Below are 21,820 nucleotides of genomic sequence, written 5' to 3' on the forward strand. Positions count from 1 at the left end.
TATCAGGTTTTTCATTTTGTAATAAAAAAAATTAGTAAATTTGTATCCTTTTCAATAGAATTGGAATATTAGTTTAATTAGTTTAGTTTAGATTGTAGCAAAGGTCATTTCTTTTGCTGCAATTTTTTTTATTTTACTTCCAAAGATTTACGTATTCTGCTTAATGTTTCTGAAGCTATTACTCTGGTTTTTTCTGCACCTTCCAAAAGAATATTTTCTAAAAGATCTAAATTATCCATGTAATAATTGTATTTTTCTCTTGCTTCAGCAAATTCTCTGAGAATTATTTCCAATAACTCTTTTTTTGCATGTCCGTAACCATAACCACCAGCAAGGTAGTTTTTTCTCATAGTTTCAGTTTCATCTTTGCTGGCAATTAACTTATATATAGCAAATGCATTACAAGTATCCGGATTTTTAGGTTCTTCCAAAGGTGTTGAGTCTGTAACTATGGACATAATCTGTTTTTTTAACTCTTTTTCGGGAGCAAAAATCTGAATTGTATTTCCTCTTGACTTACTCATTTTGTTTCCATCAGTTCCGGGCACGTACATGGTGTTTTCCTGCAATTTTGATTCTGGCAGTACTAAAACTTCTCCGTGTATATGATTAAATCTTTGAGCTACATCTCGTGTCATTTCCAAATGTTGAAGTTGATCTTTTCCCACAGGAACAATGTTTGCATCATATAAAAGTATATCTGCTGCCATCAGCATAGGGTAGGTAAATAAACCGGCATTTACATCCTCCAATCTATCAGCTTTATCTTTAAAACCATGGGCTAATGCCAGACGGCTGTAAGGAAAATAACAAAGCAGGTACCACATAAGCTCAGTGACTTCAGGAATATCGGACTGACGATAAAAAAAGGTTTTAGAAGTGTCTAATCCACAGGCAAGCCAGGTTGCTGCAATTTCATAAGTATTTTGCTTTAATATTTTTGAATCTTTGATTTGAGTCATTGAATGAAGATTAGCAATAAAGAAAAAAGACTCGTTATTAGGGTCTTTGCTTAATTTTATTGCGGGCAAAATAGCACCTAATAAATTTCCTAAATGAGGTGTGCCTGTACTTTGTATTCCTGTTAAAACTCTCATAAATGTATTTTAATGAAGTGCAAATTTACATTAATAGAAAGTCTTGGTAAAATTTAAGGAAAAAAATATGAGGAAATAATTTAAATTATTTCCTCATTTATGATATAAAGCTTTATATATTTTATTATTTAAACCATTCTTTAGGGAATACGCCAGGCTTGAAAAAATAAGCAAAGGCAAGTATTATTGCACCTACAGTTATGGATGAATCTGCAACATTAAATATATAGTTAAAAAATTGAATACGATCACCTCCCCATATCGGAACCCATTCGGGAAGGATACTGTCTATAAGCGGAAATCTGAACATATCGACAACACAACCTCCGAATAACGGAGCGTAGCCTTCAAAATTAAGTTTTGAAATTCCCGAATATCCGTCCCAAACCTGAAAAGCAGAATCGTACGTAGTGCCGGTGTCAAAAATAATTCCGTAGAATATGCTATCAATTAAATTACCGATTGCGCCCGCAAATATAAGTCCTGCAGGTATAATAAATAACCAGGAAGTTGCTTTTTTAGACCATTTATTAATATAAAAAGCCATAAAGGCAATTAAAACCAGTCGTAATAAGCTCAATCCTATCTTGCCTAAAAACCCGCCCAATTGTACTCCGTATGCCATTCCGGGATTTTCAACATAAGTAAGGTAGAACCAGTCGAAAACCTTTACTTCTTCATGTAAATGAAAATGAGTTTTTATATAAATTTTGGATATCTGATCAATGAGCAGGATAAGAAAGGTTATACCTAGGACTTTTTTCATTTTTAGTATTGCTTATTTTTAGCTTCAATACTCAAAGTAGCATGAGGCACAGCTTTTAATCGTTCTTTACCTATAAGTTTACCTGTCACACGACAAATACCATAAGTTTTATTTTCTATTCTTACCAGTGCATTTCTTAAATCACGGATAAACTTTTCCTGACGGGATGCTAGTTGAGCATTACTTTCTTTACTCATAGTTTCAGAACCCTCTTCAAAAGCTTTGAATGTAGGAGAGGTATCATCAGTTCCATTATTTAAATCGTTTACAAAAGCCTCTTTTAACATGGATAAATCATTTTCTGCTTTCTCAATTTTATCCAAGATAATTGCTTTGAACTCTTCCAGCTCTTCGTCCGAGTATCTTAATCTGTCTTCTGCCATAGTTTTACATTTTTTTTAAGGATAGGTTAATAATAATATTGTCAATATCCAGCTCAGTTCCATCTGTGATGTTATCAGAAAAAGATAACTTGTCAGTTAAGGTTTCCGAGCAGATATATTCGTAATTTGCATTTACAGCTTTTTCAATCTCTTCATTTGATTCAAAAATCAATGAAATTCTGTCTGTAACTTCCAGGCCTTGATCTTTTCTAAGATTTTGTATTCTGTTAACCAATTCCCGGGCTATACCTTCCGATTTTAATTCCGGTGTTATAGTAATATCCAGGGCAACGGTTAATTTGCCATCAGTGGTAACCAGCCAGCCGGTGATGTCCTGAGTGCTGATTTCGATGTCTTCAAGAGTAAGTTCGTACCCTTGAACATTTACTTTTCCTGCTTGCTCAAGTTCCTGAATTTGTTCATTTGAAAAATTCTGAAGCTCCTGGGATACTGTTTTTAGATCTTTACCTAATTTTGGTCCTAAAGCTTTGAAGTTAGGTTTAACTGCTTTAACAATTAAATCAGAAGCTTCTTTAGGATTAAGAAGTTGTACTTCTTTTACGTTTACTTCTTGTTTGATTATAGGAATGATAGCTTCTAAATGGGATTGATTTTCTTCATTTAGCACAGGTATCATTATTTTTTGTAAGGGTTGACGTACTTTTATATTTTCTTTTTTTCTTAGTGAAAATACCATGCTGGTAATTTGTTGAGCCAGATGGGTTCGCTCCAGAAGAATAGTATTTATACTGTTTGCATCTTTTAGAGGGAAATCAGCAAGATGTACAGATAAAAACGGCTCCTGATTAGTAACCTGATTTAAATCCCGGTATAATTTGTCTGAATAGAAAGGGGCAGCCGGTGACATTAACTTAGCAACATTAACTAAACAGGTATATAAAGTCTGGTATGCTGATATTTTATCATGAGAGTATTCTCCTTTCCAGAAACGTCTTCTGGAAAGCCTTACATACCAATTGCTTAAGTTGTCTATAACAAAAGTGTTTATTGCACGTAATGCTTTTGTAGGTTCATAATCGGCATAAAAATTATCAACTTCTTCAATAAGTAAATTTAATTCGGATATAATCCATTGATCCAATTCATTTTTTTCATGAAAAGGAATAGGAGCTTCTTTAAATGTAAACCCGTCAACATTAGCGTAAAGTGAGAAAAATGAATAAGTATTGTATAAAGTGCCAAATATTTTTCTTCTTACTTCATCAATACCTTTCAAATCAAACTTTAAATTATCCCAGGGCTGGGCGTTGGATATCATATACCAACGGGTTGCATCAGGACCAAACATGGCTAATGTTTCAAATGGTTCAACCGCATTGCCTTTACTCTTAGACATTTTATTTCCTTTGCTGTCCAGAACCAATCCGTTTGATACCACATTTTTATACGTCAGACTATCAAAGACCATAGTGCCTATTGCATGAAGTGTGTAAAACCAACCCCGGGTCTGATCTACTCCTTCTGCAATAAAATCGGCAGGATATGATTTTCCGGAATCTATCATTTCCTTATTTTCAAATGGATAGTGCCATTGAGCATAAGGCATGGAGCCTGAATCGAACCAAACATCAATAAGATCAGATTCCCGTTTCATCGGTTTTCCACTTTTTGAAACAAGAATAATCTGGTCTACTATATTTTTATGCAGGTCTACTTTGCTATAATTATCTTCAGTATAATCTCCGGAAATAAATCCTTCAAATATGTTGTGAGGCATGAATCCAGCCTCTACTGATTTATTCATTTCTGTCATTAATTCTTCTAAAGAACCAATAACTATTTCTTCTTTGGCATCCTCAGTTCTCCATATAGGTAATGGGATTCCCCAATATCTGGATCGGGAAAGATTCCAATCGTTTGCATTTTCAAGCCAGTTCCCAAATCTTCCTTCTCCGGTAGCCTTAGGTTTCCAGTTGATTGATTTGTTCAGTTCAGACATTCTATCTCTGACTTCCGGTATTTTAATAAACCAGGAATCCAGCGGATAGTAGAGAATCGGTTTGTCTGTTCGCCAGCAATGTGGGTAACTGTGTGAATATTTTTCAACTTTAAAAGCCTTGTTTTCCGTTTTAAGTAAAATGGCCAGTTCAACATCTGTTGAACGTTCTGGCATTTCTTCATCTTTGTAATATTCAATACGAACATATTTTCCTCCAAACGGTTCTGGTAAACTTTGAAGGAATTTACCTTGTAAGTCTACTAACGGAACCGGATTTTGATTTTCATCAAGTACCAGCATAGGAGGAATTCCGTGCTCTTTAGATACTTTAGCATCATCAGCACCAAATGTGGCGGCCGTGTGTACTATCCCAGTACCATCTTCAGTAGTTACATGATCACCGTCTATAACAACAAAAGCTTTTTCAGGATTTTCGTAAGGTAAAGCCCATGGTAACAACTGTTCATATTTAATGCCTACTAAATCTTTTCCTTTATATTCTGCAAGTATTTTATAAGGTATCTTCTTATCTTCAGCCTTATAATTTTCAAACTCATCATCTGTCTCGGATAATTTGTATTTTCCGCTCATTTGAGAATTTAGCAATGCCTTGGCTAAGATAATATTTACCGGTTCAAAAGTATATTGATTAAAAGTTTGCACTAATACATAATCAATCGTTGTTCCTACCGTTAATGCCGTATTGGAAGGGAGCGTCCAAGGAGTAGTGGTCCAAGCTAAGAAATATACATCACCTTTTATAGAAGAGAACAATTCCGTACTATTTTTCAGAGCTTTGAACTGAGCTACGATAGTTGTATCTGTTATATCTCGGTAGGCACCGGGCAGACTTAATTCATGAGAGGATAATCCTGTTCCTGCTTTTGGGGAATAAGGCTGTATTGTGTATCCTTTGTAAAGGAGATTTTTATTGTAAATTTGTTTTAATAACCACCAGACACTTTCCATGTATTTGGGCTCATAGGTAATATAGGGATGTTTCATATCTACCCAGTAACCTATTTGCTCGGTAAGCTGATTCCAGGCACCTGTATAACGCATTACAGCTTCTCTGCAGGCTTTATTGTAATCTTCAACTGATATTTTTTTACCAATGTCTTCTTTGGTTATTCCTAATTCCTTTTCAACACCCAGTTCAACAGGTAATCCATGAGTATCCCAACCGGCTTTTCTGTGCACCTGTTTTCCTTTTAGTGTATGATATCTGCAGAAAATATCTTTAATGGTTCGGGCCATGACGTGATGTATTCCCGGCATTCCATTAGCAGAAGGTGGTCCTTCAAAAAAAACATATTGAGGTTTTCCCTCACGAGAGTTAATACTTTCCTGAAAAATGTTTTTTTCTTTCCAAAAAGCAGATATTTCGTCTGCAAATTTATTTAGATCGAGTCCTTTGTATTCTTGAAATTTATTGCTCATTTTTTATTCTCTGCCTAGGGTAAAAAATTAGTTGGCAAATATACGAAAAAATATCAGTTTTACAGTTAAAAAATCACCATTAATGTTAGCCTGATTTTTGATTTAAATAAAGGATTTATTGACATTTGCGTGAGAAATAATAGGCAAATGTTGAAAGTCTGAATTTTTGTTTAATTCATTATTTTTGATTTGTCTGATAATGGGTATTTTTAATAAGAAAGTTTCAGCTTTTTATAGTTTAAAATTTAATTAATTTGTAAGGGGTTTTATATTTTCTAGATAGTAAGATTATTCCGTTCATAAAAGAAAATTATATGCATCAGTGATAATCCTATGTTTTAAAGTAAAGGAGATATCAGTTTAGCCATAGAGTTTCCGAATTTGACTAATTTATTTCTTTGGTTCCATTCAGCATAAGAAATTTCTGTACTGTTTGCTAAATCTTCCATAAAAGCATTACATAATTCTTCATTGATTTTACGACTATATACAAGAGCGCTTATTTCAAAATTCAAATCGAAGCTTCTCATATCTATGTTGGCAGATCCGACAATAGAAAGATTGTCATCGGAAACAATCGTTTTTGCATGAACAAATCCTTTGGTATACCTGAAAATACGTACACCTGCTGCCAGCAATTCCAAGTAATAGGAACAAGAGGCAGCATTAACTACCATGCTGTCTGAATTGTATGGTACTAACAAGCGTACATCAACTCCGCTAAGCGCAGCGTATTTCAACGCATTTACAATCGTTTCATTAGGTATAAGATAAGGAGTTGTTAAGTATAAACGTTTTTGGCTGGCAGTGATAATACCGTTATATACAAGCATGATGGTAGCTCTGTCACTATCAGGCCCGCTGGCAGCAAACTGGATTAGCTCATCATCTTTTTGTGTAAACTTAGAGTCTTTGGGATAAAAATATTGCCTGTCAAAATAATCGACAGGGCTTTCTGAGCAAAAATTCCAATCATTAAGGAAATTATATTGCAGTCCGTTAACGGCTTCTCCTTCAATCATCAGGTGAGTATCTCTCCAGTATAACTTTGTATCAGGAGTGTTTATATATCTGTCGTCAACGTTAATTCCACCTATAAATCCTATTTTAGAATCAATGACAATTACTTTTCTATGGTTTCGATAATTCATACGGTTAGCCAGTGCATATAATTTTATTTTATAAAAGGCTGCTACCTGAACACCAGCTTTTCGAAGTTCAGGTATCATTTTTTTATTAAGTGAATGGCTACCGAAATCATCGTAGATAAAACGAATGGTTACTCCTTCATTTGCTTTTTGAATTAGAATTTCTTTAATTTTATTGCCTATTCTATCATCGGAAAAAATGTAATACTCAATATGAATGTGTTTTTCTGCTTTTTTAAGAGCATCAATTACTTCTGTAAACTTGTTTTCGCCGTTAATTAAAAGTTTAGTGCGATTAGCAGTATATAAAGCTGAAGAGGTATCTTTTAAAAGCATTCTGATAGGATGTGTTTTCCCCTCTAGAAGCTTTCTGTGATTTTCAATTCTTTTTTCCGAATGTTCAAAAATTTGATTTTTGATGGTTTCGTAAAAATTTCGGTCCCGAAAATATTTTCTCTTATACAGTTTTTCGAGCCTGTAATTAACTCCTATTGAAAAATAAAGTATGGCGCCGATTATCGGTAAAACCAGTACAAGTAGCAGATATCCTAATGCTTTGGCAGGGCTTTCTGTATCTTTAATTATTTTAATTACTGTGTAAAGAATAAATAAAGAATAAATAATAGTTATAAAAAGTGTGATAATTTCAGGGTTTAAAAGCTTTGCCGCATCGGTTATTTTATGCATATACTTACGGGTTAATAAATAATATATAAATTTAATAATTATTATTACAAATGTGAATTAAAATGTAAATGATTATAAAATAAGAAGGGGAGAAAATTTCTCACCTTCTTCTAATTAATGTGTATATGAATAATTATAAGCTGTACTTAATCTAAAATTTTGAAAAAAACTTTAGATCTTATTTTTATTATTGTTTATGAAGAGTAGCAAAATTGACTTTCGGAATATTGAGGACGTAATTTATTTTGACTGTATTAAGATCTGTAGATATAATTTTGTAGAGGAGGTAATAAAAAAATAAATTGTTGAAATGTAATTTGATTTTTGGTTTGATATTGAAAGTAATTATTTTCCGAACACTTGATCAGGCAGAAATTACGTTGGTTTTTTTTTCTCATATTTAAGTACTTGTGGCTTGTATAAAAGTAGGAAATTTTAACCAATAAAGTTAGTAAATAACTTATGTAATTACATGATATATATCACAATATTACAATATTTATAGTTCCGTTCAAAAATAGTTAAACAGAGGCTGTGTCATCTTTAGATTGTAAATAGTCCCAGTCATTACGGGTTCTCATTACCTGTTCAATGACATCACGAACACAACCTTGACCGCCTGAAATAGGAGATATATAATCTGCAATTGAAAGTATTTCGCTGCATGCATCTTTCGGAGCAGCTCCTACACCCACCTTAGTCATTACATCATAATCGGGTAAGTCGTCACCCATATAAAGTACTTCCTGAGGTTTAAGTCCGTATTTGTAAAGGAAATCTTCCATATCCTCCCATTTATTTTGAGAGGCTAAATATACGTCAGTTATACCAAGGTATTTCATTCTACTTACCACCGATTCGTCTTTACCTCCGGTAATAATTGCTATTTTATAACCTTTTTTTACAGCATACTGTAATACAAATCCATCTTTAGTGTTCATACTTCGAATCATCTGATTGTTAATCAGAATAAGACTTCCATCAGTCATTACGCCATCTACATCAAAAACAAAAGAAGTTATGTGATGTAATTTTTCTTTATAATTTGTCATTGTACGTGTAAAATATTGAATCAGTTAGTAGTTGGTAAATCTGATATTTTCGGCTATCAGATTCTTTTTCGAGTATTTCTAGATGTTTTTTAATTATTAATTCTTCGTTTCTTCTGGCAGGTCCAGTCTGAGCTTCATACGGAAGAATATCGTCTTCAATTTTACCTGCTGTTTCTTTAATCAGTGGTTTTAGCATATCAAAAGGAATATTCTGTTTTTTACAAATTTCATTCGCTATATAATACATGTGATTGGTAAAATTATTTGCCCAAATGGCAGCCATATGAATTTTTAATCTTGTATCCGAATCTGTAACCCTTACATCTTCTGATATTCTTTTTCCAAGATTTAGTAATAAAAGCTCATCTTCAGGAAACTCGGCTTCTATAAGAAAAGGAATGTCTTTGATAGTTCTTCGTTTAGAAAAAGTTTGTAAAGGGTAAAAAACCCCTTTCCTGTATTTGCCTTTTAATGCAGAAATAGCTGTAGATCCTGAAGTATGTACAACTAAACAATCTTCGTAAGGTATATAGTACGATATCTCAGAAATTGCTTTATCTGCTGTACATATTATATATATGTCGGCTTTTACGATTTCTGAAATTTTATCGGTATAATTTATATTGTAATTATTGGCCAGCTCCTGAGCTTTACTTAGAGTTCTGTTAAATATCTGAACAACATTTACCGTATTATCCAGTAATACTCTAATTAAATGATAAGCTACACTACCTGCTCCTACAACTACTACTTTTTTATGCATATTGGTTTTTAATTATTTCGCAATTCAGCTTTAAACTGTGTGGAGAATTTCTCCAGCAATTTATTAATAACCTTATCAATATCCTTATCTGTTAATGTTTTATTTTCATCCTGAATGAAGAAATTCAATGCATAAGATTTTTTACCATCAGGTAAATTTTTACCTTCATATACATCAAATAAATTCACAGATTTTAGTAGTTTTTTTTCTGTTTCAAATGCAGTTTTATATAAGTCGTGATATTTGATACTTTTATCAACCAAGAGAGCCAAATCTCTTTGTGAACCAGGGAATTTAGGAATGTCCTGTAATTTGTACTTTCCTTTTCCAGCTATAGCCTGAACCATTTTCTCCCATTCCAACTCAGCATAGAATACCTCAGATTTTATTCCGAATTCTTTTGCAAGTTTTGAATTAATGATACCTAATTTTCCAATGGAACTTTTTTTGCTGAATAGCTCTAACCCGTCATTAAATAAATTGGACTCTAGAGGCTTCTCATCAAGATTCAGGCCAAAAGTTTGCAATAGTTGGTTTACCACACCTTTCAAATGATAAAATGTAGAAGTATTGGAATTAGATATCCAGTTATTTTCCTGATAATTACCAAATAATGCTAAAGCTAATTTTTTATTTTCATTATATCCACCCGCAGTTTTGAAATAGGTTTTGCCAAATTCAAAAAATTTGATTTGTTTTTGATTTCGATTAATATTAAAAGCAATACACTCTAATAAGCCATAAACCAGGGATTGTCTCATAACTGCTAATTCATTGCTCAGCGGATTCAGTAATTCAACATAATTGCCTTCCGATTCACGTTTTTGAGTTAATGAATTGTTGATAGTTTCATTAAAGCCATTGTATTTTAATTGATTAGCAATTTGATTTTCCAGAGATTCTTCATCGAAGTGATTTTTACTCTCATAGGCAAATGTGAACTTTTGAGGTATATCAATATGATTGTAACCGTAAATCCTAGCAATTTCTTCAATAACATCAATTTCACGGGTTACATCTACCCTGTAAGCAGGAATAACCAAATCTAAAGTTTCATTTGTATCGCTTATAATTGTGATTTCAAGAGCTTTTAAAATTTCCTTTATCTGGTCTCTATGAATTCTTTTTCCTAATATTTGATCTATTTTGTGATATCTTAATACAGCATTTTGCTTTTTAACGGGAGTAGGATACTCATCAATTATAGGTCCAACAACCTTACCGTTAGCCAGTTCCTGAAACAATTCACATGCTTTCTTCAAAGCAACTACCGTGTTGTTAGGATCTACGCCTCTTTCAAAACGAAAGGAAGAATCTGTATTGATACCTTCTTTTTTTGCAGTTTTTCTAACAGAAACAGCATCGAAATAGGCACTTTCCAGAAAAATATTTTTAGTATTATTACTAACACCAGAGTCTGCACCCCCATATATTCCTGCAAGGCACATCGGAGTGTCGTCGGAATCTTTTATAAGTAATTCTGTTCCGTTCAAAGTTCGCTTTACACCATCAAGAGTGGTGAATGTGGTGCCGTTTTTAACCGTTCCAACTTTAATTTTATTACCCCCGATTTTATCTGCATCAAAAGCATGTAAAGGCTGGCCGTAGGAATGCAAGATATAATTAGTTATATCTACCACATTATTTATAGAACTTAAGCCGATAACTTTTAAACTATTTTTTAACCAATCGGGTGAGGGTTTAATTTCAACATCTTTAATGTAAATTCCTGAATATCTAGGGCATAAGTCAGGATTCTCTACTTCTACAGAAATAGGATTCTCTGTTTCTTCATCCAATTTAAAGTTTTCAGTTGTGACGGGATGTAATTCAGATTTAATTTTACGGCTTTTCAATGCAGCATGTAAATCTCTGGCTACTCCGTAATGAGACATGGCATCTGTTCGGTTCGGAGTCAGTCCTATTTCAATTTCATAATCGGTACCTACATGGTAAACTTCACTTAAGGGAGTTCCTGGTTCAAGGTCATGGTTCAGCACAATTATTCCATCGTGACCATTGCCAAGGCCTAATTCATCTTCGGCACATATCATACCGAAAGATTCTTCCCCGCGAATCTTACTTTTTTTTATCTGAAATTCCTCGCCTTCTTTGGTATATAAAGTCGTGCCTATTGTAGCAACAGGAACTTTTTGTCCGGTTTCTACATTAGGAGCTCCACAAACTATTTGAACTGGCTCTTGATCGCCCAAATTAACTAATGTAACTTTTAATTTATCCGCATTAGGGTGTTTTTCGCACTTAATTACTTCTCCAACTACAATACCCTTCAAACTGCCTTTTATAGATTCTATCAGTTCCAGGTTTTCAACTTCCAGTCCTGTATCTGTAAGTACAGATGCGATTTTTTCTACAGATAAATCAGTTTTTATATAAGTACTAAGCCAATTATATGAAATTTTCATTGCTATAAGCTATTTATAATAAACTTTTTATGCAAACTATTGTTTGCATAAAAAGTAAGTGAATATTTTAAAATTTTTGATATTTTTTAATTATTAAGCATTACCGGCATTACTAACATCAGTATGTCTTCATTTTCGTCGAGACCTTCCGCAGGTTTAATTATTCCGGCACGGTTAGAGGTTGACATTTCCAGAGTCACGTCTTCAGAGGATATGTTATTCAGCATCTCATTTAGAAATTTTGAATTAAATCCAATTTTTAATTCCTCTCCATGGTAGTCACAAGGAAGACTCATTTCTGCTTTATTAGCAAAATCCAAATCTTCAGCGCTTAGCTTTAAAAGATTACCATTTAAAGATAAACGAACCTGTGATGTAGATTTGTTAGAGAAAAGAGCAGCTCTTTTTAGTGAACCTAGGAAAAGTTGTCTATTAATAGTTAAGACATTAGGGTTTTCTTTAGGTATTACCGCATCATAATTGGGATATTTTCCATCAATCAGTCTGCAAACCCATTGGGTCTGATTGTGCGTAAATCGGGCATTAGTTTCATTAAAATCTACAGTAACGTCATCTTCATGAGCAATTAATGCGTTTTTTAATAAATTTAGCGGTTTTTTAGGCATGATAAATTCCACAGCTTCCTCGACAGAAATATCTTTTCTCGTATATTTAACAAGTCTATGAGCATCAGTAGCAACAAAACGGCATTCGGAATCAGTAAACTGGAAAAGAACTCCGGTCATTACCGGGCGCATAGCATCGTTACCGGTAGAAAATATTGTATTAGCAATGGCTTCTCCTAATACAGAAGCTTTTATTGTTATTGATTTATCTGTATCGAGCTCCGGTATGGTCGGATATTGCTCAACATCGTCAAGGGCTATAAAATAATTATCTTTTTCGTCAACAATTTCTAACTGATTACCTTCTTGTGAAAAAGATAAGGGTTGTTCTGAGAAGGTTTTAACTGTGTCAGTTAATAGTTTTGAAGGAACAGCTATTTTGCCTGTATCGTTACTTTGAACATCAATACTGGTTTTCATAGTTGTTTCTCCGTCGGAACCATAAATGGTTAATTTTCCGGAATCCAAATCAAATAAAAAATTTTCTAACACTGGTAAAGAAGAATTTCCTCCTGTAACCCCACTTATTAGCTGTAAAGCCTTTAATAATTCTCCGCTTGAAACTATGAATTTCATATATGATTTTTTTCTTAGTCTACAAAATTAGTTTTTTTCATTCTAATTCAAAGCCTTTTTTATATTTTATTTCTCTTTGCTTAACTTTTGATGAAATATTCAGTAAATATATTTTTTAAAAATAAGCAAATAGATTAAATTTTATTTAAAATGGTATAAGTAATTGTAATTTATTTTTAGAGTTCAGGATCTCTGAGCATGTATTAAAAGAGTTAAAAATAGTTAAATTTATTACGTATATTTAAGTTAATATTTTTATTTATGTATTCTAATGAAAGAGCCCAAAAAAGATGTAAAGATAGAATTTCGTAAGCCTATATATCCTATATCGGAAGAGTTGATGGCGTATCTGGAAAAATACAACAGGACTACAGTATCTCCTTTGTTATATGATGATTTATTGCGTTTTTGTGATTATACTTCGGTTGAGGATAAAGAAGGAAATGATACTTTGTGGTTGAGCGTTTACTACACTGAATGGGAACATTCGGAAATTGAAAATAGTCTTAACAGGATATACACTTTATTACATTCTGATGGAGATAAAGAATCTTTGCCATATTTAAAAGTAGATTCCATTGAGTTTTGCACTTTTGGGAATTCAAAACCATTTCGTGTAAGGGTTCGTAATGTTTTAAATGATAATTATACTAATTTTTATGTTAAAAAAGCTGATGCATCGCGTATATACGGCCTCGAGCTGGAAGATATGCTGTCTCCGCACAGAGTCAATTATATGGTATACCGGGATACATTGATTGAAGAACATATTTTAGGAATTCCGGGTGATATATTTATAAAAAAACATTTACCTAAATGTTCGGATTTGGAAAAATCCCAGATAGCCAAAGAATTTGTCAAGTTTAATGAAAGGTGCATGGTGGGGCTTCTGGGAGATATGAGATCTTATAATTATGTGGTGGTAGTTACTCATGATTACGATCAGATTGTTTATAGAATAAGGGCTATAGATTTTGATCAACAATGCTATGAAGGTAATCTGAAAATATACTTACCTCAATATTTTAAGGAAAATAATGAAATGGTTAGATTAGTAGATGAAAAATTAAAGCCTAATTCTGTTGAACAATATAGAAAAGAAGTCAGATCTTTAATTGCAAGGCGAATTATGAACAGTTATAAAAGGTATCAGGATTTAATAAAAATAATGAAAGAGGATGAAATAGCTCCTTTGGCTAATGTTGTTCAATTACGAACTCATTTACAGAAGCTTACGTATAGTTTTCATTTTAAGCACTGTAAAAATATGGGAGAAATTGTTGATACTGGTATTGAATTCGTTGTGAAAAATTATAGGAAACCTATTTAACTTTTTTAATAGAAGTGATATTTACGAAAAGATAAAATCTTTGGCAAAAGATATTTTGCCAAAGATTTAAAATAATTAATTAGTTGTCTTTAATCAGGAATATTATTTATATTCTGTAGGCGGAGCACCGAACTGTTTTTTAAAACTGGAGGAGAAATGAGAAAGAGTTTTAAATCCCGTTAAATTAGCAATTTCAGAAATATTGTATTTGCCTTCTTTAAGATATTCAGCTGCACGATTTAATTTATATGCTTTAAAAAAATTATTAGGAGCAATACCGGTTAAACCTTTGACTTTATAAAAGAATTTAACACGGCTCATGCCTAATAGCTTCGCTATTTGTTCAATATTTAATTCAGAATTAGATAATTCTTTATCCATTAATTGATATAAATTATCCAGGAATGCCCGGTCCAGAACGGAAATAGAATCCATATCAAGTTCTTTTTTTAGTGTTATATTATTCATGGGGTGACGAATATAATTTCTGTTGTTAATTAGTGATCTGATTACAGATAGTAAATATAAGGGATTAAATGGTTTAGTTATATACGCATTTGCTCCTAAATTTAAACCGTAAATCTGATTTTCTATTAACGTTTTAACACTTAATAAAATTATAGGAATATGTTGATAAGATTCATTTGCTTTAAGTTTTTCAATAAATTTATAACCATCTGATTCAGGTAATAATACATCGCAGATGATGAGGTCCGGTTTATTTTCAGGTAATAATTTACTGGCTTCGTCCGTACTGTTTTTTAAAATTACCGTATAATATATTGAAAGTATTGTGTATAAATAATGAGTAAGGTCTTTATCATTATCAATGATAAGGATGGTTATATTTTTATGTGATTTATCATCAACTTCCAGCTCTTCATCTTCATTATTTAGATTATTTAGTTCTTCGTAATTAATTCCTTGATTTTCTGCTATAAATGCTAAATTTTCTTTATAAAAAGGAAATGCCAAAGATAGTATGCTTCCAAATTTTTCTTTATTTTCAGCTTTGATAAATCCACTATGCAGTTCGATTAATTTTTTTGCATAGTACAAACCAATTCCGGTTCCGGTATTTTTTATATTGTAAAAAGAATTGTCTATCTGGAAATTACGTTTAAATATGTCTTCAAGCATATTTTCAGGGATTCCGGGGCCTGAATCACCAACACTAATCCTGAGATATTCAGGGTAAATATAATCGTTATTATTCGGGAACATTTCCTGGACTATATTTTTCGTAATAATCTCCAGCGTAATTTCTATTTTTCCATGATCAGGCGTGAATTTAAAAGCATTTGATAAAACGTTTTCCAATATTCTTTCAAATTTGTCTTTATCTATTGAAATAATTATTGGGATAGAAAAGCCGATTGTGGTAATTGTTATTTCTCTTTTTTGTGCGCTCACCATATATATACTTAGTATATCATTAATAAGTTCGACAATATTTTCATTCCATTTAACTAATTTAAGTTCATTCTCTTCAAGTTTATTAAAGTCATGGATTTGTCCGGTTAACCGGAACATACGCTGTATACTTGTTTTTATCAGCTTTAAAAGTTCTTTTCTGTTTTCTTGCGGAAGGTTGTTTTCAGATAATATAGTTACAGGTCCAGACATCATTGTTAAAGGCGTTCGAAGCTCTTTGGCCATTTTAGAAAAGAATTTCATATTCATCTTGTTTATATGTCTTTCATATTCCTTTTCTTTATGTGCGGTTATTACTTCATTTTTGCTAGAACGGGCATCATGGAATAGATAATTAAATATAAACAGGAGGAAAATAATCAGTGATAAATATAAAAATATCATTGGCCATTTAAGCCAAATCACTTTTTCCATTGTTATCGGCAATGAAGCTTCAGTTTCAGTATGAATATTTTCAGTATCTGTAATCTTTATTTTAAATGTGTAGGAACCTGAAGGTAAATGTGGATAGCTTGCTATTCTTTTGTATTTTGAGTCTATCCAATCTTTGTCATAACCTTCCATTTTATAATAATACCTGACTTTATGAGATTCATTAAAATCTAAGCCAGCAAAAGTAATTTCTATATCCTGATTGGGTTTTAGGTCTATTTTTGGAGAGAATAAAAGGTTTTTTTGTAAGACTCCCGAGGAGGATACTTCTTCAATCTCGTTATTTATGATAAGATTTTCAAAATACAGCGGTATCTTTTTCTTATTATTGGGTTTTGTAAGATTAAATATGGTAAGGCCATGAGTTCCACCGAAAAACAATATACTGTTGGATAAAGAAGATGCGGCCTGACGGTTAAATTGATTTCCGCCAATACCGTCGTAAGAAAAATATGAAACAGCTGATTGTTTGTTTTTGTAAATTTTATTTAATCCATAGCTGGTTCCAACCCAGATATTTCCATAGATATCTTCCTCAATACTATTAACCTCTTCACTGGAGAGTAAATTATTGTAAGATTGTACTTTTTTGGTTCTCATAGAATAAGAGAACAAACCTTGGTTTAATGTTCCGAGCCATATAGTTTGATTAGAATCTTCAAAAATGCATGAAGGCATAAATGCCGGAGTTTTTAAACCCTGAACCGATACTTCAAAGCTTCGTACGTTCCAGGTGTCAGTATCAATTATTTTGAATTCCTGGTTAAAAGAACTTATAACCAAATTTCCTGTGCTTAAAACAAGTATGTCTTGAATATAAGTATACTGTTTTGTATAAAGCTTAATTTTAGAAAACTCGTGTTCCGATTTTTTAAGGGCATAAATGTATTCTGAATAACCTCCAATCCATAGGGTTCCAAATTTGTCTTCAGCAATACTTTGTAATGCCATAGGAAAAGAAAAAGTTTCAATTAGATTTAATTGATTATTTTCATAATTACATTTATATAGTTTATTGCTAATAAGTAACCATATGTGGTTTTCAGAGTCTGCATATATTTTGCTGATAGCATCTTGCAGTTGATCTTTTCTAAATGTTTTTTTAAGATCTATCTGATTTATTCTTTCATTTATCGGATTATAAATAATTATTTCGTAATTAAATGATGTACTTATCCATAGGTTCTGTTTTTTATCGGTAGTAATAGCTGTAACTGATTTATTATTTATAAGTGATTTTAGTTTAGTATTGATGTTTAGTTGTTGTTTGTTTTTATAATTAATAATATACCCTTGATCTAAAACGGATATCCATAGGTTTTGGTTAGAATCTATAAAAGAAGTATTTACCGGAGCTTCAGGAGCGGGGAAAGGAAATTCTTTGTTGTTTGTATCAACTATTATATCTGATAAAGTATTGTAAATAAATGTTTCTTCTGTTTTAGTGCCAATAATTAATGAGTTTGAATTGTAAGCTTGTATAGAATTAATTATGGAATGTAATGGAATATTAATTCTTTTGATAAGTACAGGTTTAGTATTGGTTATGTCAATTGAGTAAATCGAATTATCCATACCTATAAATAATTCGTTGTCATTATTTAAAAAACAGGAATAATTAGAAGCTTTATATTCGGATAAGTTTATGTAATGAATTAGTTTGAGATCAGATAAATTGTAGCATTTAATATAAGAAGCAGAAATAAGCCATAAACGGTTGTGTTTATCCATAAGGCATGTAGTATAAAAAACATCCGAATCAAATTCCAGTACTTTTTTAAATTCTTTTTTTCGGGGAACATATTCGTACAAACTGGTGTACATACTTGCAAATATACGTCCATCCTCACTTTCAATTATTTGTTTAATATTTTTTTCAGGACCGTTGATTTTAATTCTATGAAAACTATCGGTATTAAAATCATACAAAGCTATCCCATTTGATGTTCCAATCCATAGTTGGTCTTTTGTGTCATTAAATAGTGATTTTATAATATTACTGTTTAAAGTGGTTGAGTCGCCGGAAATACTGAAATATTGATGGTAATCGTAACTGTTATAGCGATTTAATCCTCGCGAAGTCCCAATCCATATATATCCGAATTTATCTTCTTCAAAGCAATTAATATGTTGGTTTGATAATTCTTCGGATATACTGCTTTTATTTTTAAGATCTGAGGTAATGTTCAGGTCGTTTTTTTTGCCGCAGCTCAAAATTATTAAAAGTAAAAAAGACATGAGAAGCCCTATGCAATTATGCTTTTTTTGCTTATTAAATATCATAAAAATATATTAAATGGATTATAAAAATAACAGGTGTTGAAACGCAAATCTCAAACATTAATCTGAGAATAAAAATCCATGTGAACATTTAGAATAATAATTTAACAAATACGCAACACAACGAGGCTTTTTTGATAAATAAATTTTACATATGAAGAAGTCCCTTAGGTTTTTTTTCTTCAAATTGCGACATAATAATTATTATTTAATCATAAAAAAATCAAACATTATGGAATTTCAAAATAAAAGATCTTTATAAAGTATAAATAGATGTATACATTAAGGCTTATCATCTTGTATAATTATATAAATGTATTGATAATGCAATTGTTGTTATTGTTTTTTATATTTTATTATTTATATAGTATAATTTAGTATGTTTTTAATGATAAAATGTTTAATTATGTAATCTTTATTACAATATATGTATATTTTATTTTTTAGGAATTTATAATGATTCAAGCAGAAATATGTATAAGAATGAAAATTAAACCTTAGACAGAAAGGAAATTAATAAAGAGTTCATTTATATGAAATATCCTATCAAGCAAACTTGAAATACAAAACAATTATGAAACAGCAAAATTTTAGTAGAAATTGTGCAGGTGTGATCCTGCTAAATCTTTTTTTATTTTTCACATCGTTAAATGCTCAGGTTACCATTGGTCATGGTTCTGCCCCAGGGAGAGGTGCAATTTTAGAAATTAAAACTCAAAGTGCTTCTTCACCTATTTCTGTTACTGATAATGCTAATATAACATCTACCCAAGGCGGATTAGGCTTGCCAAGAGTCAAGCTATTGTCCAAAAACAGCTTACAGCCTTTTATTACTTCAGCTACGGCTGAAGAGAATATAACTCATGCAGGATTAACTGTATATAATATCAATAATACTAATGGATTTGGATTAGGAGTTTATGTTTGGAACGGATCTGAATGGGAGGGAATGAGTTCGGCAGTGCCCAACGATAAAATATGGTTTTATATGCCATCATTCAATTTAAGTTTAAGTGGTACAACAACTACTACATTTGATTTGTATTCAGAATATAAAAAGCAATTCACACAAGCAGGTAATGCTCAATATATAGCAAGCGGCTCAACATCTATTCCTGTATATAATTCAAATGAACTAGAGTACATTGTAACTTATTATGATAATACGGTGGTTACTATTAATAGTATTACCGCATCTGGAATTATGACCTATACTCCCACAGGAACAGCACCTACGGCATATTCATTAATCAACATAGTTTTTGTTGTTAAATAAATCTACACCAATGAGAAAGTCAGTTTTGATTATAAATATAATGTTCTTTAGTTTGTTTATTTCTGCTTACCTGTCAGCACAGAATTATATGATTGTGAATAAAAATGTTCGCAGTCTAATAATTTCAAATGATCCTGCGGAAGGAGAAGTGGATTGTGTATGGTTCAGTAATGGGCAAAATATTCTAGTAGAACCTGGTATTACGTACTCTCAGGATGGGACGATAGGAATAACCCTAACAAAGGGTGCCCTATCATTAACGACTAATCAGGTTGTAGGAGCTTCAGCATCAGGTGAATTCCAACTGATCTATACAGGGTTGGATCGTTCAATTTATCCTACAAATCCGGTAGGGGGTATGTTCCGTATTGAGGTAAGGCTTCAGGGAACATTACCACCAGGCACTTCCAGTGGAACAACATTTCCGGTTTTAATAGATAAATTAGGAATTAATTCGTGTTCTCTGATAATTGAAGCTTCAGAAGATCCTGTTCTTTTCAAACCTAACTCTCTATTATTTACCAGCGGAGTAGATGCTTTCAGCAGAGGGTTAAAATTAATTGCTACAAACCCGAATCAATGGGGATATACTATTACTGAAACATCTAAATTAATAAGACCCTTATATGAAAATGATCCATTATATTGGCCTTTTATTGCTAGATGGATTCCTATTTCTGATACTCAGTTAAATCTATCCCCTCAATATAAAACCAGTAATTCCGATGATGTCTCTATCAGTCAATTAGTCTCTTTTGTAAATCCTACCAGAACAGAAGGAAGTTATAATATATTTGAAGCTAATTCAACTAATTATCTAAGCTTTTTAAAACTTAATGATATAAAAAACTCAAGTTTGTTTCTTGCTGCATCTGCAGGACAAGGATTAACCTGGTCACCTTATAAATCATACGTTGCAGAAACAAACGTTACAGGCTCATTATCCTTAACTCCTTCTGTTAGTCAGGACTTCGTTATCAGGCAAATACAATATGGAGCAGAAGCTTTTACGGAAATAGGTTCGGATGTAAGACCTTTAAAACAAGGTGGAAGAGCTCCTTATAATTATTATAAAGTGCTTATTAATGAAGATACATTCAAGACAATTAACTTCACTATCAGATCCAATGCTTCCTGGAGAGTTTACTTTGTTCCTATAGGTGGTACAACAGTAAACGACGGATTACTAACCTATTGCCTGAAGGATGATGATAAAAATAATATCAATTTATCTCAGGGTCAGATCAAATATATTGAAACTCCTAAAGGGACAATTATAGATTATAATGTTTCTATGACAATAAAATCTTACAATGATATGCAAAAGTCATTGTCTGATGGAGGTTTCCCAGGATTAACACCTGCAACCTGGGATTTTACTATATGGTTATATTCAGTAGAAGACGAAGACGGAACTTTTAAATTCGGCAATGATGACGATACTTCTGCCGGACCCAGACCTTTTATTCCTATAAGATTTCGATTTCTGCTGGCAGATGACTTTAATAAAGATGAAAGCAGATAGAAGCACCTTTAATTTAAATTATTTAAAAACACAATCATTTAATATTAAATATATGAAAAAAAGAACATTAGTTTGGTTGCCGGGTATCCTGTTTTCTTTATCAGGCTTACTATTGGTGAGTTGTAACAATGAAAATGAAACACAAGGTTTTGGCGAGATTCGCCCGGCTTCAGAGCTACTAGTATCAAAATTAATATCTCCTCACGGAGGAATGATATATAAAGATTTGGCTGATTTGGAAAAATCATTTCAGGAAACGATGATGTCTATTTATGGTTCATCAGAGGGGTATTCGTTAATAAATATTAGTTATTATCCTGTGAAACAAGGGTATGCGGCTTCTATAGAATATAAAACACCTCAAGGAAAAAAAGGGAATTATGTTTTAACTAATTCTGCATTCAAATATGAGGGAGGTACACTCACAATGATGGACGATAATTTTCAATTATTAGGAAAAGAAGTAAAATCAGCAGTATCATTCATATTATTTGGTGAACTTAATAAGGACCGAGAGCCTCAAAACATTACGGGAAATTGGGATGAGAAATCTGAACAGATGATTTTTACAAATGAAGTTCCTCAAACAAATGCTAAAATAAGGTATAATACAAAATAA

The 21,820-nt window shown here is 32.0% G+C and carries 14 protein-coding genes; 4 read left to right on the top strand and 10 right to left on the bottom strand.

Features of this window, described 5'->3' with window-relative positions:
• Positions 1-128: 128 nt before the first annotated feature.
• From trpS to dnaN, 9 genes are all read right to left on the bottom strand, one after another.
• Positions 129-1,097 carry a tryptophan--tRNA ligase gene (gene trpS, locus EQ921_RS03520; RefSeq protein ID WP_128330578.1) on the bottom strand — a complete coding sequence of 323 codons (969 nt, stop codon included), beginning with the start codon at positions 1,095-1,097 and terminating at the stop codon, positions 129-131.
• A gap of 124 nt (positions 1,098-1,221) precedes the next feature.
• Positions 1,222-1,863, bottom strand: a complete 642-nt coding sequence (locus EQ921_RS03525) for a lipoprotein signal peptidase (protein WP_128151273.1) — start codon at positions 1,861-1,863, stop codon at positions 1,222-1,224.
• A gap of 2 nt (positions 1,864-1,865) precedes the next feature.
• Positions 1,866-2,246, bottom strand: a complete 381-nt coding sequence (locus EQ921_RS03530) for a TraR/DksA C4-type zinc finger protein (protein WP_128151275.1) — start codon at positions 2,244-2,246, stop codon at positions 1,866-1,868.
• Positions 2,247-2,250: 4 nt separating this feature from the next.
• Positions 2,251-5,646 carry an isoleucine--tRNA ligase gene (gene ileS, locus EQ921_RS03535; protein ID WP_128330579.1) on the bottom strand — a complete coding sequence of 1,132 codons (3,396 nt, stop codon included), beginning with the start codon at positions 5,644-5,646 and terminating at the stop codon, positions 2,251-2,253.
• Between the two features lie 338 nt (positions 5,647-5,984).
• Positions 5,985-7,481, bottom strand: a complete 1,497-nt coding sequence (gene cls, locus EQ921_RS03540; RefSeq protein WP_128330580.1) for a cardiolipin synthase — start codon at positions 7,479-7,481, stop codon at positions 5,985-5,987.
• A gap of 521 nt (positions 7,482-8,002) precedes the next feature.
• Positions 8,003-8,533 carry an HAD family hydrolase gene (locus tag EQ921_RS03545; RefSeq protein WP_128151281.1) on the bottom strand — a complete coding sequence of 177 codons (531 nt, stop codon included), beginning with the start codon at positions 8,531-8,533 and terminating at the stop codon, positions 8,003-8,005.
• Entirely contained in the window at positions 8,520-9,296 is a 777-nt protein-coding gene (locus EQ921_RS03550) for a Rossmann-like and DUF2520 domain-containing protein (RefSeq protein WP_128151283.1), read from the bottom strand. Before EQ921_RS03550 ends, EQ921_RS03545 begins: the two co-directional genes overlap by 14 nt.
• 8 nt (positions 9,297-9,304) lie before the next feature.
• A complete protein-coding gene (gene pheT, locus EQ921_RS03555) occupies positions 9,305-11,722 on the bottom strand; it encodes a phenylalanine--tRNA ligase subunit beta (RefSeq protein ID WP_128330581.1) in 2,418 nt (805 codons plus the stop codon).
• A gap of 86 nt (positions 11,723-11,808) precedes the next feature.
• On the bottom strand, positions 11,809-12,924 hold the full coding sequence (gene dnaN, locus EQ921_RS03560; RefSeq protein ID WP_128151287.1) for a DNA polymerase III subunit beta: 1,116 nt from the start codon (positions 12,922-12,924) through the stop codon (positions 11,809-11,811).
• Between the two features lie 271 nt (positions 12,925-13,195).
• Here dnaN and EQ921_RS03565 point away from each other — a divergent pair, with 271 nt between their 5' ends.
• Entirely contained in the window at positions 13,196-14,254 is a 1,059-nt protein-coding gene (locus EQ921_RS03565; RefSeq protein WP_128330582.1) for a hypothetical protein, read from the top strand.
• A 102-nt stretch (positions 14,255-14,356) separates the two neighbouring features.
• Here the strand turns inward: EQ921_RS03565 and EQ921_RS03570 are convergent, their stop codons facing one another.
• Positions 14,357-18,403, bottom strand: a complete 4,047-nt coding sequence (locus EQ921_RS03570) for a two-component regulator propeller domain-containing protein (protein ID WP_128330583.1) — start codon at positions 18,401-18,403, stop codon at positions 14,357-14,359.
• Positions 18,404-18,974: 571 nt separating this feature from the next.
• On the opposite strand from EQ921_RS03570, the gene EQ921_RS03575 reads away from it, so the two are divergent.
• The 3 genes from EQ921_RS03575 to EQ921_RS03585 are packed head-to-tail and all read left to right on the top strand — an operon-like array spanning position 18,975 to position 21,820.
• Positions 18,975-19,676 (top strand): hypothetical protein, encoded by a 702-nt coding sequence (locus EQ921_RS03575; protein ID WP_128330584.1) that lies wholly within the window; start codon positions 18,975-18,977, stop codon positions 19,674-19,676.
• Between the two features lie 10 nt (positions 19,677-19,686).
• The gene (locus EQ921_RS03580) at positions 19,687-21,201 is read left to right on the top strand and encodes a hypothetical protein (protein WP_128330585.1); all 1,515 of its coding nucleotides are present in this window, start codon (positions 19,687-19,689) and stop codon (positions 21,199-21,201) included.
• A gap of 52 nt (positions 21,202-21,253) precedes the next feature.
• Positions 21,254-21,820, top strand: coding sequence for a hypothetical protein (locus tag EQ921_RS03585; protein WP_128330586.1), 567 nt, complete (start codon positions 21,254-21,256; stop codon positions 21,818-21,820).

Source organism: Apibacter sp. HY039, assembly GCF_004023655.1.
Taxonomy (GTDB): Bacteria; Bacteroidota; Bacteroidia; order Flavobacteriales; family Weeksellaceae; genus Apibacter; species Apibacter raozihei.

Excerpts from the sequence above, each read along its gene's own strand:
- dnaN (WP_128151287.1), bottom strand. The coding sequence starts at position 12,924 with ATGAAATTCATAGTTTCAAGCGGAGAATTATTAAAGGCTTTACAGCTA.
- EQ921_RS03580 (WP_128330585.1), top strand. The coding sequence starts at position 19,687 with ATGAGAAAGTCAGTTTTGATTATAAATATAATGTTCTTTAGTTTGTTT.
- EQ921_RS03550 (WP_128151283.1), bottom strand. The coding sequence starts at position 9,296 with ATGCATAAAAAAGTAGTAGTTGTAGGAGCAGGTAGTGTAGCTTATCAT.
- trpS (WP_128330578.1), bottom strand. The coding sequence starts at position 1,097 with ATGAGAGTTTTAACAGGAATACAAAGTACAGGCACACCTCATTTAGGA.
- cls (WP_128330580.1), bottom strand. The coding sequence starts at position 7,481 with ATGCATAAAATAACCGATGCGGCAAAGCTTTTAAACCCTGAAATTATC.
- EQ921_RS03545 (WP_128151281.1), bottom strand. The coding sequence starts at position 8,533 with ATGACAAATTATAAAGAAAAATTACATCACATAACTTCTTTTGTTTTT.
- pheT (WP_128330581.1), bottom strand. The coding sequence starts at position 11,722 with ATGAAAATTTCATATAATTGGCTTAGTACTTATATAAAAACTGATTTA.
- EQ921_RS03525 (WP_128151273.1), bottom strand. The coding sequence starts at position 1,863 with ATGAAAAAAGTCCTAGGTATAACCTTTCTTATCCTGCTCATTGATCAG.
- EQ921_RS03530 (WP_128151275.1), bottom strand. The coding sequence starts at position 2,246 with ATGGCAGAAGACAGATTAAGATACTCGGACGAAGAGCTGGAAGAGTTC.
- ileS (WP_128330579.1), bottom strand. The coding sequence starts at position 5,646 with ATGAGCAATAAATTTCAAGAATACAAAGGACTCGATCTAAATAAATTT.
- EQ921_RS03585 (WP_128330586.1), top strand. The coding sequence starts at position 21,254 with ATGAAAAAAAGAACATTAGTTTGGTTGCCGGGTATCCTGTTTTCTTTA.
- EQ921_RS03575 (WP_128330584.1), top strand. The coding sequence starts at position 18,975 with ATGAAACAGCAAAATTTTAGTAGAAATTGTGCAGGTGTGATCCTGCTA.
- EQ921_RS03570 (WP_128330583.1), bottom strand. The coding sequence starts at position 18,403 with ATGATATTTAATAAGCAAAAAAAGCATAATTGCATAGGGCTTCTCATG.
- EQ921_RS03565 (WP_128330582.1), top strand. The coding sequence starts at position 13,196 with ATGAAAGAGCCCAAAAAAGATGTAAAGATAGAATTTCGTAAGCCTATA.